The organism is Ruminococcus sp. AM42-11 (assembly GCF_003480145.1).
Lineage (GTDB): Bacteria > Bacillota > Clostridia > Lachnospirales > Lachnospiraceae > Blautia_A > Blautia_A faecis.
On record NZ_QUIO01000064.1, the window covers coordinates 1 to 15,491 of the forward strand.

The 15,491-nt window shown below is 43.6% G+C and carries 15 protein-coding genes and 1 pseudogene; 9 read left to right on the forward strand and 7 right to left on the reverse strand.

Annotated features, from left to right (window positions below):
- The 6 genes from DW904_RS21420 to DW904_RS21450 form a co-directional block, all read right to left on the reverse strand.
- Positions 1-320, reverse strand: a 320-nt coding sequence (locus DW904_RS21420) for a hypothetical protein (RefSeq protein ID WP_147422364.1), incomplete at its 3' end; no start/stop codon positions are given.
- Positions 321-606: 286 nt separating this feature from the next.
- Positions 607-1,044, reverse strand: a complete 438-nt coding sequence (locus DW904_RS21425) for a hypothetical protein (RefSeq protein ID WP_118584167.1) — start codon at positions 1,042-1,044, stop codon at positions 607-609.
- A 48-nt stretch (positions 1,045-1,092) separates the two neighbouring features.
- A complete protein-coding gene (locus tag DW904_RS21430) occupies positions 1,093-1,608 on the reverse strand; it encodes a hypothetical protein (RefSeq protein ID WP_118584168.1) in 516 nt (171 codons plus the stop codon).
- Between the two features lie 75 nt (positions 1,609-1,683).
- Positions 1,684-2,202 carry a hypothetical protein gene (locus DW904_RS21435; protein ID WP_118584169.1) on the reverse strand — a complete coding sequence of 173 codons (519 nt, stop codon included), beginning with the start codon at positions 2,200-2,202 and terminating at the stop codon, positions 1,684-1,686.
- Between the two features lie 77 nt (positions 2,203-2,279).
- Positions 2,280-2,759, reverse strand: coding sequence for a hypothetical protein (locus tag DW904_RS21440; protein WP_118584170.1), 480 nt, complete (start codon positions 2,757-2,759; stop codon positions 2,280-2,282).
- Positions 2,760-3,878: 1,119 nt separating this feature from the next.
- A complete protein-coding gene (locus tag DW904_RS21450; protein WP_118584172.1) occupies positions 3,879-6,155 on the reverse strand; it encodes a DUF927 domain-containing protein in 2,277 nt (758 codons plus the stop codon).
- A 282-nt stretch (positions 6,156-6,437) separates the two neighbouring features.
- Between DW904_RS21450 and DW904_RS21455 the strand changes: the two genes are divergently transcribed.
- From DW904_RS21455 to DW904_RS21470, 4 genes are all read left to right on the forward strand, one after another.
- Positions 6,438-7,124 carry a hypothetical protein gene (locus DW904_RS21455; protein ID WP_118584173.1) on the forward strand — a complete coding sequence of 229 codons (687 nt, stop codon included), beginning with the start codon at positions 6,438-6,440 and terminating at the stop codon, positions 7,122-7,124.
- Positions 7,125-8,332: 1,208 nt separating this feature from the next.
- Positions 8,333-9,289, forward strand: a complete 957-nt coding sequence (locus DW904_RS21460; RefSeq protein WP_118584174.1) for an ArdC-like ssDNA-binding domain-containing protein — start codon at positions 8,333-8,335, stop codon at positions 9,287-9,289.
- Positions 9,290-9,514 carry a hypothetical protein gene (locus DW904_RS21465; protein ID WP_118584175.1) on the forward strand — a complete coding sequence of 75 codons (225 nt, stop codon included), beginning with the start codon at positions 9,290-9,292 and terminating at the stop codon, positions 9,512-9,514.
- A 97-nt stretch (positions 9,515-9,611) separates the two neighbouring features.
- The gene (locus DW904_RS21470; RefSeq protein ID WP_118584176.1) at positions 9,612-11,249 is read left to right on the forward strand and encodes a fibronectin type III domain-containing protein; all 1,638 of its coding nucleotides are present in this window, start codon (positions 9,612-9,614) and stop codon (positions 11,247-11,249) included.
- Positions 11,250-11,338: 89 nt separating this feature from the next.
- Here DW904_RS21470 and DW904_RS21475 read toward each other — a convergent pair whose 3' ends face one another.
- Complete coding sequence (locus DW904_RS21475; protein WP_118584177.1) at positions 11,339-11,572, reverse strand: hypothetical protein; 234 nt, start codon at positions 11,570-11,572, stop codon at positions 11,339-11,341.
- A 197-nt stretch (positions 11,573-11,769) separates the two neighbouring features.
- Between DW904_RS21475 and DW904_RS21480 the strand changes: the two genes are divergently transcribed.
- The 5 genes and pseudogenes from DW904_RS21480 (at position 11,770) to DW904_RS24725 (ending at position 15,068) form a co-directional block, all read left to right on the forward strand.
- Positions 11,770-12,402, forward strand: a complete 633-nt coding sequence (locus DW904_RS21480) for a fibronectin type III domain-containing protein (protein ID WP_118584178.1) — start codon at positions 11,770-11,772, stop codon at positions 12,400-12,402.
- Positions 12,393-12,545, forward strand: a pseudogene (locus DW904_RS24365) (Ig-like domain-containing protein); the annotation flags it as partial. The gene DW904_RS21480 and the pseudogene DW904_RS24365, both read left to right, overlap by 10 nt.
- Before the next feature lie 87 nt (positions 12,546-12,632).
- Positions 12,633-13,262, forward strand: coding sequence for a hypothetical protein (locus tag DW904_RS21485; RefSeq protein WP_243110532.1), 630 nt, complete (start codon positions 12,633-12,635; stop codon positions 13,260-13,262).
- A gap of 121 nt (positions 13,263-13,383) precedes the next feature.
- Positions 13,384-14,193: a fibronectin type III domain-containing protein gene (locus DW904_RS23185; RefSeq protein ID WP_202187803.1), complete on the forward strand. Its 810-nt coding sequence runs from the start codon at positions 13,384-13,386 to the stop codon at positions 14,191-14,193.
- 17 nt (positions 14,194-14,210) lie between these two features.
- Positions 14,211-15,068: an Ig-like domain-containing protein gene (locus DW904_RS24725; protein ID WP_202187804.1), complete on the forward strand. Its 858-nt coding sequence runs from the start codon at positions 14,211-14,213 to the stop codon at positions 15,066-15,068.
- Positions 15,069-15,491: the final 423 nt, after the last annotated feature.

Below are 15,491 nucleotides of genomic sequence, written 5' to 3' on the forward strand. Positions count from 1 at the left end.
TCTACAGTCGCCTGCAGCCTGCTCATCACATATTCCGTTCTGCCAGCCAAATAAAGTGCATGTCCCAGGGTGTAATCTGTCTTGTAAAGAACCTTCTGGAAGGCATCCGGCCGGAAGTGTCTGCTCCTTCTCCTGATACGGTCAACGGTCCGTTCCTCATAGATGCGTGACCACTTTGTCCTGCTGGCCTGAAACTCCAGGGATGCGGCATCCTCCTTGGATATCCGGCAGTACAATTCCTCGTACCTGCCTGCTGATTCTCGTATCTGTTCTTCATACCAGGAGGTTTTCCCTTCCATCTGCCGTAATTCTTCCTCCATCTGCACCAACTCTCCGACTCTCTGCTGATACTCTCGGATATCTGAAAAGCCTTCCTCATCCAGAATCCGTCCAAGGTTCCATCCCTATATTCCGGTGCGGTCAGTTCGTTCAGGATAAAAAATGTCTGTTTCTGCTGGATGCATACGCATTCTTTTGGATTCTTCATATGTGATGTCTCCTTTTCAACATGGATTTTGTCAGGCAGGTCTGTTCACAGTCTGCCTGCTGTTTGATATGTGTTTATACTCGTATCTGCACTGGTTACTTAATCAGTACAGCCATCTCTCAGGCATCTGCACTCCACTTTTCACATTCCTCTATCAGTACATCTGCCATCCGTTTTAATTCCTTTTCAACGCTCTCTTTTACATTTCCAATCATTCCTGCCTCATCAGGATACTTTACCATCAAACGGTCCAGTACATTCACGAATGCAGTAATAGAATCCTTCACGGCTTCCAGTTCCTTTCCGCACTTCGTTGTAACCAGCTTCCAGTATTCCTGCCGAAGCTCTTCCCCGGTTATCGGCTGTGGCAATAGAAAGGTCTTTGTAAAGTTCAAAATGCGTTCAAGCGAAAGGTTTTTTTCTGCCTCTTCCTGCATCTGCTTTGCCTTTTCATAAAAGGCCTGGTATGTGGAAACCAGGTTCTGATATCCCTTTTCAATTTCCTTTCCAGACTTCATATCTGAAACTGTACCAAAGATTTCTTTTAACTCTCTCATGTTGTATCTCTCCTTATCTTCATTGTGTTTTTTATCCTGGCAGGATGCTTATGCATCCTGCCCTGAACGGTTCAGCGGAATATCCGTCAGTACCTCGCTCCAGCTTGCACCGCAGAAGGTTATTCCCCAGATATAGGCATTAAGTACATCATTGTAAAACACGATTTCTTCCTCGGATTCTTCCATCAGGATATTGGCTGCCTTCTCAGATATCAGATAATACTGGTGGATATCCCGCACCTCGTAATCTTCCAGACTTTCAATATCTGCTTCCCATTCCGTAATCTTGTCTTCCTGGTTTTCACCTGCATCCTCAATAAGTTCTTCCAGTTCCTTGATTCTCGCCTGTGCTTCCCTGTCGGTATAGTAATTGCCAGCGCAGTCATAGTGGATATGTAAAGAACCATTGACCACTTCCCAGGTTCCAATCCTGTGTTTCATTGTCTGTTTAAAGATTCCATCTGCGGAAACTCCCTGGATTACCTGGCCAAGTGCCTCCATATCAACACGGTTCTTTTCAATCCCGTATCCGCTTACCTCTGCTCCGTAATATGTATTTGACATATTCTGTCCTCCTTAAATTTATTTGTGATTATGTATCTGTTTGAATCATGCTGCCTCGTTTCCCCGTCAGGCTGCTTACGCAGCCCGCTTCGGGGGCAAAGGAATATTGGTCAGTTCGCCTGCCCATGGGGTTCCAAAAACGGTCACACACCAGACATACATGTCTAAGTCTTCGTTATAAAGAACGATTTCATCCGTATCCTTTATCAGGATGTGTGCTCCATAATCAGAAATGATGTAGTACTGGTAAATATCTCTTGGGTCATCGTCTTCAAGACTCTCAATATCCGCCTTCCAGGCTTCCAGTTCTTCCGGGTCAGTGTCCTCATCGGCATCCTCCACCAGTTCTGTCAGTTCCTTGATTCGGGCCGCTGCTTCCTCATCTGAATACTGGTTGTTTTCACAGTCGTAGTGCCAATTCAGGGTGCCATTCTCCACTTCCCAATGTCCCAGGCCTTCTTCTTCTGTCCTCCTTACAATATTCAGGTTCAGAACCCCGCCGACCGCCTCTCCGAGTGCCCGCATATCTACAAACCCCATTTTTACACCATAAGAGCTAACTTCACTGCAACGATAGTATCTTTTATCTTCCATATTCATCTTCTCCTTTGATTGTTGAATTTGTGATTTCCATATTCAGTTGTCAATGTTGTGTGACGCCATACCGTCTTTTAAACCGGGATGCTGCTGCAGACCAGACGCCAGCTGGTTCCGCAGTGGCAGACACCCAGGACATATACATCCAGTTCTTCGTTGTAATAGACCAGTTCATTGGATTCATCCATCAGGATTCTGGCGCCTTCCTCTGTTATCTGGAAGTAATCACACACCCCTCTGACTTCACCATGTGTGGTCAGCAGTTCAATGTCTGCTTTCCATCTGGAAGTGTCCTGTCCTTTGCTGCCGGCAACCATGGCTTCCAGTTCCTGTACTCTTTCCCAGGCCATTTCGGAATCATAGACATTGCCGTCAGTATCGTAGAAATACATATCATCCCCGTTTACCAGCTCCCAGTCCCCTTCCTCTGAAGCGTAGATGTCATAAGGCTCTGCCCCCGTCACCTCCGCAACAGTGTAATAATCAATGAAGCCGGATTCCACAGCGAGAGGGCTGAGGGGATATCCGTGCCAGGTATTTAATTTTCGTCTCATTCAAAGACCTCCTTTTTCTCTTTTCTATCCTATAGATGACGAAATTTTGGAGGGCCGATGAATTTTTGCGAATTATTCCAGACCAGTACGGATAAGCCAAGGCATAAAAGAACCTGCAGATTTCACGGCAAGGCTTCCGTATCTGACTGATGCAAAGGTCCGGGTGTCATCCACAGGCTAAAAAAAGGAGCGAATCAGCTTCGCTCCTTTTGGTAGAACATCTTACATATGAAAAACTCCATAACGGACAGGGTTTCCGGGCTGCCGCAGGATTTACGGCGTCTGTGACACGGTAAACAAGGGGGATGCTGGCTCTATGGAAGATAGATAATCCCTGGCTTTCCCTGGTTACTGGCGGCATACGCCGATGTTTATTTCTTCCTATTGGAAAGTTATCTGCCTGGTACAGGAAAACAGACTATGGCTGTCGATACTGCATCGGTTCAAAGATAGTGTGCTGGCCTGTCCAAGGTCTTTTCCTGTATAAGCCCGTATCCTTCCCAAGCCAATACACACTTGCAGGAATGAGACAGTCCCACCCTGTAGATTATGGCGACATACGCCGATATCCGTTTCTCCCAACCGCAGTGTTGTGTTTCCTGGTACAGAAAAAACCTCTGCGGCTGTGATACCTTACCGGTTTCCCCGATAACATAGCGGCTGCGGAATGCTTTTTCCATACCAGGCCTCATATCCTACCGACAGTGATACCTTACCTTTAAAGGAAACACCCGCCCCACACTGCCCCGGCAGTGCCCTATACCATTGGGGCAGACATATCCTATGATTTATACTATATATAGTAGTATTTATCCAATATAATATATTATATATAGTAGTATTTGTATTATTATATATCTACTGCCCCAATGCCCCAGATACAAAACACGTCTATAGGAAGAACTTGTAATAAAAAAAATAAATTTTTCTCCATTATTATTTTCTTCCTATACAAATGACCCTTTTCCTGAAAAAAATCCGGGGCTTTGGGGCTGACTCCCGCAAATCCGCTATTTTACGGCATTTTCCAGTACCCTTATCCTCATCTTTGCCCCACTGCGCCCCGTCCTCTTGGCAAAAAAAGGCGCCTCAGCCTGCTCTGCTGAAGCGCCCTGCCCCTTATTCTTCATCAAATGGGATGTCATCCTGTCTGGGAAGCCTGAATTTTATTGCCCTGAGCCGTGTTACTACATTTTCCTTCTTCTCATTTAAATTACTGTAATGCTTAAACGGCACTTTTTTGTCCGGCCTGTCTTTGTCTGGATATAACAGCCCTTCCCGTTTCAGATACGCAAGGAACATATTTACGCTGGCATTACATTCCCTCGCCATCTCTGTCAGGTTCTTTTTGAAAATGGCCACGGTCGTTGGTGCATACTCTATTGTCTGTCCATCAGGCCCTGTTTCTTTTACCATAGCCTCTTTTTCATCTGTCTTTTCATACTTGCCCCAAATCTCACCACAGAGCAGTGCTTCCGGTGCTAATCCCTCAAACCGGTTGGGATTGCTGTAAACCTTATCAATCACTGCCTGGTACATTCTGGCTTCCTGTTTCACCATACTGCTGTCTGCCATATACTCGATAGCCTCATCCAGGCTGATTTTCCTGTTATCCTTAAAGATTTCCTCTGCTGCAATCTCATCTGCCACCAGGAGGATTGCTGCAATGTCAATCTGCTTGTTTGTCTTATCCACACCTAATTCCTTCATTCTTGCTTCCAATTCCCTTGCCTTTTCCGATACCTTTGCTTTTAATCCCTTCGCCTTTAACTTGTTCAGGATTCCGACGAACTCAACTCCAAGGTGTCCGTAATTGTCATTAAATGTCTCCATAATCTCATCTATTTCTGCTTTGCTGACCGGGCACTCCGCATCCGTCGGAACTTCATACAGTCTGTTGATGACTCCACCACCAGCCCCGGTTCTGGCTGCAATCTCACCGATTGACTGCTCCGCTGTAATAAACACATCTAGATTGTAACTGGCGGTCTCCCTTATGGAAAGGTTCTTGGTTGCCCTTCCTTTTCCGATTCCCCCCGCCAGCAGCATAATGCTCTTATTAAATCTTCTTTTGTCTTCCTCACTCTGTAATTTGTTGTAATCATCCACAATCAGGGGAAGGCAATTCATAATGCCGGCCACAGTCTCCAGGTTTGTAGGTGTATTATCTGCACCACGGACAAATCCCTTGTTCATATGGAAATCTCCCCAGAGTGTTGCAATGATAGCCTGTACCAGTGACTTTCCTGAGCCAGTCGGGGCGTAAAGGTTAAAAACAAATCCATTGGCATCCGTCATCATAATAATGGGAGCCGCCAGCGTTGCGGCAATCGCAAAATTGAATCCCTTGAAAAGGTTTTTCTTCCTTAATTCCACAAACCCCTGTCTGCTTTTTTCTGCATCCCCGTGAGGGGTCAGTGCCTCCATCATTTTCGGGAATTCATTTTCCTTTTCAAAGATGAAATCTTTGGAAGCATATGGAAGAACCAGCTTTCCATTCTTATACAGGGCCAGTTTTGCGGAGGACTGGACCCTTGGGATTGCTCCCCGAGTGGAGGATTCCTTCAGCATAGATGACATCGCATTGGTAAAGGGCCTGACCCGCTCAGAGTTGACATCTACGCCATACTCAGCCAGGGCTATTGCCCTGTTCTGGTTTACCAGTTCTCCCCGCTCAACAACTCTATGTCTCCATCCATCTTCACTGTCATAGGCCAGTTCTACCCGTACAATCCCATCTCCGCCATCCATCGGTGCCAGAAGACGGTTTATCATTGCCGCCCTGCCGCAGGCTTCCACTTTTCTGATTGTACTGCCTCTCTCTTCCAGTTTATAGATACCCTCATCGTTATTGGCTATCCAGCCCTCTCCCATGTACTTGTTTCCTGTACACCATTCCGGCAGTTCTGTATACTGGGTCATATTCCCATTTTCTTTCTGCCGCCTTTTTTCTTCCTCTGCCGCATCTCTCAGGGCCTGGCTCTGTGCTCTTTTCGCCTGTTCATATTCCAGCTTCATCCTCTTTTTATATGCTGAGGCTTTGGACTTAAACAGTTTCAGCAGGTCTGTCTTTCCAATCTCTTTCGCTTTCTCGCTGAGCAGATATTCCACCGTGGGAATATCGCACCGTGCAACCACCCCGCCTGCGATATCCTCGTACAGACCCCCATACACTTTGGCGTACATTTTTTCGGCAAAGAAATCTTCCCTGCTGTTGATACAGGATACATCCTTTTTTTCCAGGCTGGAATAATCCTTGTCCTGCTGTTCCTGCCGTGCCGTCTTTCCGGCGGCTGCGGCCTGTCCTTTCTGCAGGATATCCAGCATAAGGGTCCGCATCTCTGGCGTCATCTGGTCCAGCATGGTTGCCATATCTATGTTTAAACTTTCACTCATATCTTTATCCTCCTGTATTTTTTATGTGATACCATCAATATGTAAAATAGTCTTGCTGATGGTTCTTTTTTTGAGTTGGTTTCATCATACACTATGCGCTACTTTGTGTCAACTATGTTTTGTATGTTGTGTCGGCTTTAATAATCATTTTATTTTTTCTTGTTTTCATTATCTTTTTCAGCACAACTACTTTGTGTGTTTATCATTTTTATTGATTTAATCATCATCATGTGCTACAATAAACTCACCAAACAAAGAGCACTATGAAAGGAACAAAAATTTATGGAGAATACCTATTCATGGACCTGCGAAAATGAAATCGGAACAACCATCCCTCAGTACGCAAACAGCCAGGGCATTACCTATGAAGCGGCAAGACGCCAGGTCGTTAAATACCTGGATAATGAACTTCAGGGACATATCCGGGTCAGAAATAAAACAAAATATCTGGATGACTTTGCTATAGAATTCCTCAACGAACATCGGAGACCGCAGGCACAGTGGAGCAATCCCGATATGACAGAATATATTAAAAGCCTGCTACACTGTGCTACTGCCGAGCCTTCCGATAAATCTTCTGACATTCCCCTGCACTTTATTCCCTTTAAGGAATTTACTGCAAAAAGTCAGGCCTCCCAAGAAGCACCACAGGAAACTTCGGAAGCACCACAGGCGCAGCCACTAAATGCCTCTTCCAATCACCAGATTCTTACTTTGCAGGCCGAGAATGAACTTCTCAAAAAGCAGCTTACTGATATGCAGGCTGCATACAACAAACTCCTGGTTGAAACCAGCAATCTGAATGCCAAAATCTATTATGCGGAAAAAAATGCAGAGAACGCAGAGAAAAATTCCAAGCGCTGGTACAATCTTGCCCTGGAATGTATCAGGACCTTCAACCAGCAGCAGTCCCAGGATTTCAATGCTGCGGCATCTGACACCACAGACAGGAATCCCTCTGAGGATTGACTGTTCCTGTCAAGGCAAGGACAGATACCCACCACCAGGATATCCCCATACCCACCACCAGGATATTCCCATACCCACCACCAGGATATCCCCGGGAACCACCACCATATATCTTGCAGACCATCCATTTTCCTGGATTTCACCTCTATAACGGCCAAAATCCCCTGTCAGAGCCCATAAAAAGGCTAATTTTTACTATATTATTAGTATATAAATACATTCTATAGTATATTTTTGAGAGTCTTAGAAAAAGGAAGGGCGCAATAACTCACCACCAATTTGGTGGTTGTCAGCACCACGCTGTGTTGTCTTCCTTTGCCGCTCATGCGTCACCCCAGAACCGTTTGAAAAGAGGAAAAGATTAGGAAGCGTCTTTGCAGACAGTATGTAGAATTTCACCAGATAAGATGCAGCAGAATTACCAATTTCCCGCATTTTGGTATATTGATTTCCAGATTTGCATATGCTATAATGCCATTAGGCAAAAGAGAGAATACGTCCATGAGGACAAAAAAGAGTGAAGCCCCCAGTACCGGTAATACTGAGGGCTTCTTCTTGTTTATTTATAGTAGACAAGAAACTACTAGGCTAGTGTTGTCCTATTTGTCTCCATCTAACCATTTGATGATGTAGTGGCAAACTACACCAGCCGCACAGGAGACTAAAAAAGAGAGAATACTTTCCATGAAAACCACCTCCTCCCGTTGCCGGGTCTCGGTTGGACAACATTGTTATTGTACCATAGGCCGGATGCAAAAGGAATACTTGATTTACACGTTTGCATGTTCTACAATAAACAACGAGGTGGCAAATCACATCTGCTGCGCCAGCAGTAAAAGGTAATTGCGATTCATAACCAAGAACGAAGCCCCGATTGTATGGCCGTACAATCAGGGGCTTCTTCCTGTTCTAGTCCTTCTTTTTTCTCTCTTCTCCTCTTCCAATATCCGCAAAAAAATTTCAACCAATCCCATTTTTCTCATATTAACAGTACAGAACAAATAGAGTTATCTTTCTGACCTGACACAGGCTATTTTACATTGCAAATCCCGTCAAGGCTAAATGGAACGTGCCATCCGGCCCGGCCCTGACTGGCTTTCCAATGAAAAATCCTTGTCATCCAAGCCAGAAAAAGGAGCAGTGGAGGCTTCCACCTCTGAACCATCTATTTTCCAGTTCTGTCAATACAAAAAATATGGAGGAAATATATGAAAAATAAAGAAACCCCAAAAGACAGACAGGAAGTCTTAAAGGCCCTGACCGAGCAGCTGGAAAAATCCATCCAGGATTTTATGGAAAGTGAAAAATACAAAGCCTTCCTTTCCAGTATGGCAAAATTCCACCATTATTCCCTTAACAACCAGATTCTGATTGCTGTACAGAAACCGGACAGTACCCTCTGTGCCAGTTATACTACCTGGCAGAAACAGAACAGATATGTGAAAAAGGGGGAAAAAGGAATCCAGATTATCTGCCCCGCCCCATACAAAAAGGAGTATCTGAAAGATGTGATTGACAAGACCACAGGCAAGCCGGAATTGTTACCGGACGGCAAAGCCAAGCAGGAAATCGTACAGAAGGTGATTCCATTTTTCAAGGTCGGTTACGTTTACGATATCTCGCAGACAGAGGGCCAGCCCCTCCCGGAAGTTACGCACAGGCTGAAAGGAGACCTGGACAGTGACCTAAAAAGGCTCAAAGAAGCCCTCTTGGAAGTCAGCCCAGTGCCAGTTGCTTTTCAGCCGGTAGAAGGCTCTGCCAATGGATTTTACAGTCCAGCTGCGGGTGAAATCGTAGTGGACAGCACACTTTCCGAAAAGCAGTCTTTAAAGACCCTCATCCACGAAACTGCACACGCCCTTTTACATAATCCCGAAGCCTCCAGTTCCCAATCTACCCGTGAAACAAAAGAGGTGGAAGCGGAATCCGTTGCATATGTGGTATGCCAGTACTTTGGCCTTGATACTTCCGACTATTCATTTGGATATATTGCAGGCTGGTCCAGTGGAAAAGGAACACCGGAATTGAAGGCAAGCCTGGAAAATATCCGTAATACCTCCAATGAAATCATTTCAAATGTGGAGCAAATCCTGACAAAAGAAGAAACTCTGGAACAGACTGTCTCCCAGATTCTTCCAGAGGTTCACAGAGGGAGGTGTATGTAAATGGATGAGATAGAGAAAAGACTGGCTGAATTAGAAGAATTAAAGAAAAAGCAGGCCCTGCACCGACAGCAGCTGGAAGAAAACCGGAACCGTGCCCTTGCAAAAAAGAAACAAACTAAACACCTGGTCACACTTGGCCAGATGGTGTCTGCGTACCTGCCGGATGCTGAAAACCTGTCTGAGGAAGAAATCTGCAAAATTTTAAAAGAACGGCTGAAAAACTAAATCTATGTCTGACTTTTTAGGTATGATATCTTCCAATCTGTCCTTCCTGGTAGTACAATATGTTTAAATATAATTCGTTCACAGGAGGACAGATGCTATGAAAAAGAAACATATTCTAACCAAAATACTGCTTTGCTTTCTGATGGCTGTACTGTTCATACCTTCCATCAGCCAAACAGCAAACGCAGCTGTTAACAAAAAACAGCCAACAAAAGCCACTCTAACGAGTGCAAAAGCAACATCCTACAACAAGGTCAGCCTCAAATGGAAGAAATCCAAAAATATCACTTCTTACGCAGTGTATTACAAGGCTTCCAATTCCAAGAAATGGGTCAAGATTGCAAATGTGAGTTCCAAGAAGACCGGCTACACTCACAAATCTTCCAAGAAATATCCGTTAAAACAGGGTAAGACCTATCAGTACCGCATCCGTGGATATAACAAGAACGCGAAAGGTAGTAAGAAATGGGGTAAGTATTCTTCCACTAAGAAAGTGAAGATTCCGAAGAAGGCGGCTGCAAAACCAACAGAGGCCCCGAAGCCGACAGTGAAGCCAACAGAAGCACCGAAGCCGACAACAGCTCCAAAGCCAACGACGGCTCCGAAGCCAACGGCTACACCGATTCCAAAGCCTACGGCAATACCGAAGCCGACTGCGATTCCAAAGCCAACGGCAATTCCACAGCCGACAAAGCCGGTTCAACCAGCAAAACCGACTGCTACACCGATTCCGAAGCCTACTGAAGCACCAAAGCCGACAGCTATTCCACAGCCAACAAAGGCTCTGCAGCCAACGGCTACACCTAGACCGACAGCAACTCCGGCTCCGACAGCTACACCAAAACCGGTTAAGGTTTCAGGCATTACATTAAGCAAGACATCTTTAACCATGACTGCAAACGGTCAGACGGCAAGCCTTACTGCAACAGTAAATCCAGATAATGCAGCAAATAAAAATATCACATGGAGCAGTTCAGATTCAAGTGTTGTTACTGTAGTAAATGGAACTGTTACAGCAGTTGCAAATGGAACGGCTGATATTACCGCTACTGCTGCTGATGGCAGTGGAGTGAGCGCGAAGTGTAATGTGACGGTGAGGGTGCCGAATAATGTAAGGAATATTACGCTAGAGGGTGGAAAATCTATTGATATTGGTCCTGACAGGGATGATATTAATTCAATTGATTTTAGTAAAGTCACATTTAATATTCAGAATAACAATGGCTCATTAGATGTGCTTGGATTTTCATCAAACTTATATTCAGCATCTGTTTGCGTACGAGCATTAAAAGTTGGAAACACAACTATTATAGCCAAATACAACGGAAATGTGCTATTAACATATAATGTAACTGTATCTTCAGATTGGCAGGAATATCTTGAATACGTCACTTGGCGAAAATCAATAGAAAACAAAATTTGGAGTTCCGGAATGTCTGTTGTTAATAAACTCGATGCGGCAAAAAACTTTATCCAGTCTCATTATGGATATCAGAATGGAGCTGGAGCAATCATCAATGTCTATAATGGCGCTGTCTTAGATTGTTACGGCGCTACAGAACTAATGAGTGATTTTGCAAAAGATATTGGATTAAGTATTAAATATGTAAATGCGGTATCCGGACACATATTTGACTATCCAGTAGATGCATTTAGTGAAGGCGGACACGTATATCCAAAGATTCTTATTAATGGAAATTGGGTCAACTACGATGCAACGCCAACACATTCTTAACAATAAAGAGCACTTTCTGCTAAGAAAGTGCTTTCTATTTTATATATATGACAAGAGCACACGCTTTCGCGTGTGCTCTATTTTATTTTTTATTTCCTTTTACGCTTTCTGGTTCTCTTATTTTTTGAGTCATAGATAATAAGTCCAGTTGCAAGAACTGCCATTGTTCCAAAGCCAAAGAAAATGAATTTCCATACACCATCAGCTCCTGTTGTAGGCATTTTGAATGATACATTGTTTGTGACATCAAATGTTGCTTCATAGAAATACCATTTATTCGTATATCCCTCATCAAAGTGTCCCTGGTCTGTGGCCGCAGACATATCTTTTGCCTATTTGTCTGTCATTGTGATTGACATAATTACACATTTTTACCAGGCAAAATACTATCAGATTCTAGTCCTTTTTAGACCAGATATCTTTCTTTCCTTCATCTAGTGTAGTAAAATACAATCAATAAATTCGTTCACAGGAGGACAGATGCTATGAAAAAGAAACATATTCTAACCAAAATACTGCTTTGCTTTCTGATGGCTGTACTGTTCATACCTTCCACCAGCAAACAGCAAACGCAGCTGTTAACAAAAAACAGCCAACAAAAGCCACTCTAACGAGTGCAAAAGCAACATCTTACAACAAGGTCAGCCTTAAATGGAAGAAGTCCAAGAATATCACTTCTTATGCAGTATATTACAAGGCTTCCAATTCCAAGAAATGGGTCAAGATTGCAAATGTGAGTTCCAAGAAGACCGGATACACTCACAAATCTTCCAAGAAATATCCGTTAAAACAGGGTAAGACCTATCAGTACCGCATCCGTGGATATAACAAGAAGGCGAAAGGTAGTAAGAAATGGGGTAAGTATTCTTCCATTAAGAAAGTGAAGATTCCGAAGAAGGCGATTGCAAAACCGACAGAGGCTCCGAATCCGACAGTAAAACCAACGGAAGCACCGAAGCCGACAGCAGCTCCAAAACCAACGGCGGCTCCAAAGCCAACGGCAGCGCCGAAACCAAAGCCTACTGAAGCACCAAAGCCGACAGCTGCTCCACAACCAACAAAGGCTCCGCAGCCAACGGCTACACCAAGACCGACAGCAACTCCGGCTCCGACCGCTACACCAAAACCGGTTAAGGTTCAAGTATCACATTAAGCCAGACATCCTTAACCCTAACTTCAAAAGGCCAGACCGCAAGTCTTACTGCAACAGTAACTCCAGATAATGCAGCAAATAAAAATATCACCTGGAGTAGTTCAGATTCAAGTATTGTTACTGTAAATGCAAGCGGAACTGTTACAGCAATTGCAAATGGAACGGCTGATATTACTGCTACTGCGGCTGATGGTAGTGGGGTGAGCGCGAAGTGTAGTGTGACGGTGAGAGTGCCAAATAATGTAAGGAATATTACGTTAGAGGGTGGAAAGTCAAAGACTATAGGTCCAGATATCGATGATTTTGATAACGTTGATTTTAAACAGGTAACATTTGACATAAAGAACGATAATAAAAGTATTGAAATTGCAGGATTTAATGCAACTGAATATGCAGCTGGAGTAACAATTGAAGGATTAAGAGCAGGATATGCTGTTATAATTGCAAAATACAATGGAACAGTGTTATTGACTTATAACGTAACAATCACATCGGACTGGCAGGAATATCTTGGATATGTCTCCTGGCGCCATACTGTTGAATCAAGAATCTGGACAGATGGGATGTCATTAAAAGACAAGATGGATGCAGCAAGGGACTTTATTAAAACAAATTATGATTATAAGAATGGTTCCGGCGCAGCAGTATATGTCTATAATGACAAGACTCTTGATTGCCATTCTGCAACTGAGATAATGGGTGATTTTGCAAAGGACGCAGGCGCAAATGTTAAATACAGTAACACCACGACAGGTTTGCATTATGACTATTTTGCAGATTCTAAGGCAGGAAGACATACCTTTAATGTTATCTTTATTGATGGAGCGTGGGCTCCATATGACGCTTCACCATTACCGTAAACAGATGTAAAATAAGAGTTCAAATCGAGCTCTTATTTTTTTACCTTGGATATCTTCCAATCTGTCCTTTCTGGTAGTACAATATGTTTAAATATAATTTGTTCACAGGTGGACAGATGCTATGAAAAAGAAACATATTCTAACCAAAATACTGCTTTGCTTTCTGATGGCTGTACTGTTCATACCTTCCACCAGCCAAACAGCAAACGCGGCTGTTAATAAAAAACAGCCGACAAAAGCCACTCTAACCAGTGCAAAAGCAACATCTTACAACAAGGTCAGCCTTAAATGGAAGAAGTCCAAAAATATCACATCTTATGCGGTATATTACAAGGCTTCCAATTCCAAGAAATGGGTCAAGATTGCAAATGTGAGTTCCAAGAAGACCGGATATACTCACAAGTCTTCCAAGAAGTATCCGTTAAAACAGGGCAAGACCTATCAGTATCGTATCCGTGGATACAACAAGAAGGCGAAAGGCAATAAGAAATGGGGCAAGTACTCTTCCACTAAGAAAGTGAAGATTCCGAAGAAGGCGATTGCAAAACCGACAGAGGCTCCGAAGCCAACAGCAAAGCCAACGGAAGCACCAAAGCCAATAGTGACTCCGAATCCAACGGCTATACCAAAACCAACAGCAGCTCCGAAACCAACTGTCACACCGATTCCAAAGCCTACGGCAATCCCGAAACCGACGGCGATTCCGCAGCCGACGAAACCGGCCCAGCCAGCAAAACCGATTGCTACACCGACTCCGAAACCGACGGCGATTCCAAAGCTACTGAAGCACCAAAGCCGACAGCTACTCCACAGCCGACAAAGGCTCCGCAGCCAACGGCTACACCGAAGCCAACGGCTACACCTAGACCGACAGCAACTCCGGCTCCGACAGCTACACCAAAACCGGTTAAGGTTTCAAGCATTACATTAAGCCAGACATCTTTAAACATGACTTCAAAAGGTCAGACTGCAAGCCTTACCGCAACAGTAAACCCAGGAAATGCAGAAAATAGAAGTGTCACCTGGAGCAGTTCAAATTCAAGTGTTGCTACTGTAAGCGCAAACGGAACTGTTACAGCAGTCGCAAATGGAACGGCTGATATTACGGTTACTGCTGCTGATGGAAGTGGAGTGAGTGCGAAGTGTAGTGTTACGGTGAAGGTGCCGAATAATATAAAGACCATGACGTTGACTGGTGGAAAATCAACAAGTTGTTATCTTGCGCCTGAAGATGTAAGCTCAAATACAGATTTAACAAAAGTAACAATGGAAATCACTGGAGACAAATCATTAATTGTAATTGCAGGACAGGGGTACGATAAAGGTTCGTGGTGTGCATATATTGACTTTACGGCCGCCAGAGCTGGAAACCTCATAATTACTGCAAAATATAATGGAAAAATCATTAAGCAATGGAATATCACTATCACTTCCGATTGGCAGGAATATCTCGGCTACTATTCTTGGCGAAAATCTGTAGAGAACCAGATTTGGACCAATGACATGGAATTAAAAGACAAGTTGGATGCTGCACAAAATTATATTAAAACACATTTTAAATACAAAAACGGTGCACCACAATATGTATACGCATATTCAGAAGGAATTGCAGATTGCTTTACTGCAAGTCATTTCTTTGGAGATTTTGCCAAAGATGCTGGTGCTCAGGTAAAATATGTAAGCACCCATACTGGTAATATGTATGATTATATCGCATATGCTATCAGTGACGGCGGACATGTATTTAACCGTGTTCTGTTAAATGGACAATGGGTAAATTATGACGCACAGCCACCGTTATCATAACACAGCATCAATTAAATAAATATCTCGGCATATAAAAACACACCACCATCACGTCTGTATATCTTATGCAGAATACTGATATTCCGAACGAAGTATATTCATCCCCCTTACACCTCTCGCAATCGCGCAGGGTGTAAGGGGGATATCTGTTTAAGCGGTCATCCATACATTCTTCTTACGTATTTTGAACTGGCCCCTCGTGGATATCCTGGGAATGTCTTACAACTTACACGACTTACAGCGTATAAGGAAGCCGCCGTATAAATATTGCGATAAAAAATGATTCGTATATTTTTTTTCCGGGGGAGCTATAGAAAGGGGGTATTTTTTGTGGTAAGTTGTAAAGAAAGTAGTAAGAAATACGTATTTATTATATATACTATACAATTTATTCTTATATATCTATATAATATCACACATATT

Excerpts from the sequence above, each read along its gene's own strand:
- DW904_RS21465 (WP_118584175.1), top strand. The coding sequence starts at position 9,290 with ATGGATGAGATAGAGAAAAGACTGGCTGAATTAGAAGAATTAAAGAAA.
- DW904_RS24725 (WP_202187804.1), top strand. The coding sequence starts at position 14,211 with ATGACTTCAAAAGGTCAGACTGCAAGCCTTACCGCAACAGTAAACCCA.
- DW904_RS21440 (WP_118584170.1), bottom strand. The coding sequence starts at position 2,759 with ATGAGACGAAAATTAAATACCTGGCACGGATATCCCCTCAGCCCTCTC.
- DW904_RS21435 (WP_118584169.1), bottom strand. The coding sequence starts at position 2,202 with ATGGAAGATAAAAGATACTATCGTTGCAGTGAAGTTAGCTCTTATGGT.
- DW904_RS21475 (WP_118584177.1), bottom strand. The coding sequence starts at position 11,572 with ATGTCTGCGGCCACAGACCAGGGACACTTTGATGAGGGATATACGAAT.
- DW904_RS21450 (WP_118584172.1), bottom strand. The coding sequence starts at position 6,155 with ATGAGTGAAAGTTTAAACATAGATATGGCAACCATGCTGGACCAGATG.
- DW904_RS21460 (WP_118584174.1), top strand. The coding sequence starts at position 8,333 with ATGAAAAATAAAGAAACCCCAAAAGACAGACAGGAAGTCTTAAAGGCC.
- DW904_RS21455 (WP_118584173.1), top strand. The coding sequence starts at position 6,438 with ATGGAGAATACCTATTCATGGACCTGCGAAAATGAAATCGGAACAACC.
- DW904_RS21430 (WP_118584168.1), bottom strand. The coding sequence starts at position 1,608 with ATGTCAAATACATATTACGGAGCAGAGGTAAGCGGATACGGGATTGAA.
- DW904_RS23185 (WP_202187803.1), top strand. The coding sequence starts at position 13,384 with ATGAAAAAGAAACATATTCTAACCAAAATACTGCTTTGCTTTCTGATG.
- DW904_RS21425 (WP_118584167.1), bottom strand. The coding sequence starts at position 1,044 with ATGAGAGAGTTAAAAGAAATCTTTGGTACAGTTTCAGATATGAAGTCT.
- DW904_RS21470 (WP_118584176.1), top strand. The coding sequence starts at position 9,612 with ATGAAAAAGAAACATATTCTAACCAAAATACTGCTTTGCTTTCTGATG.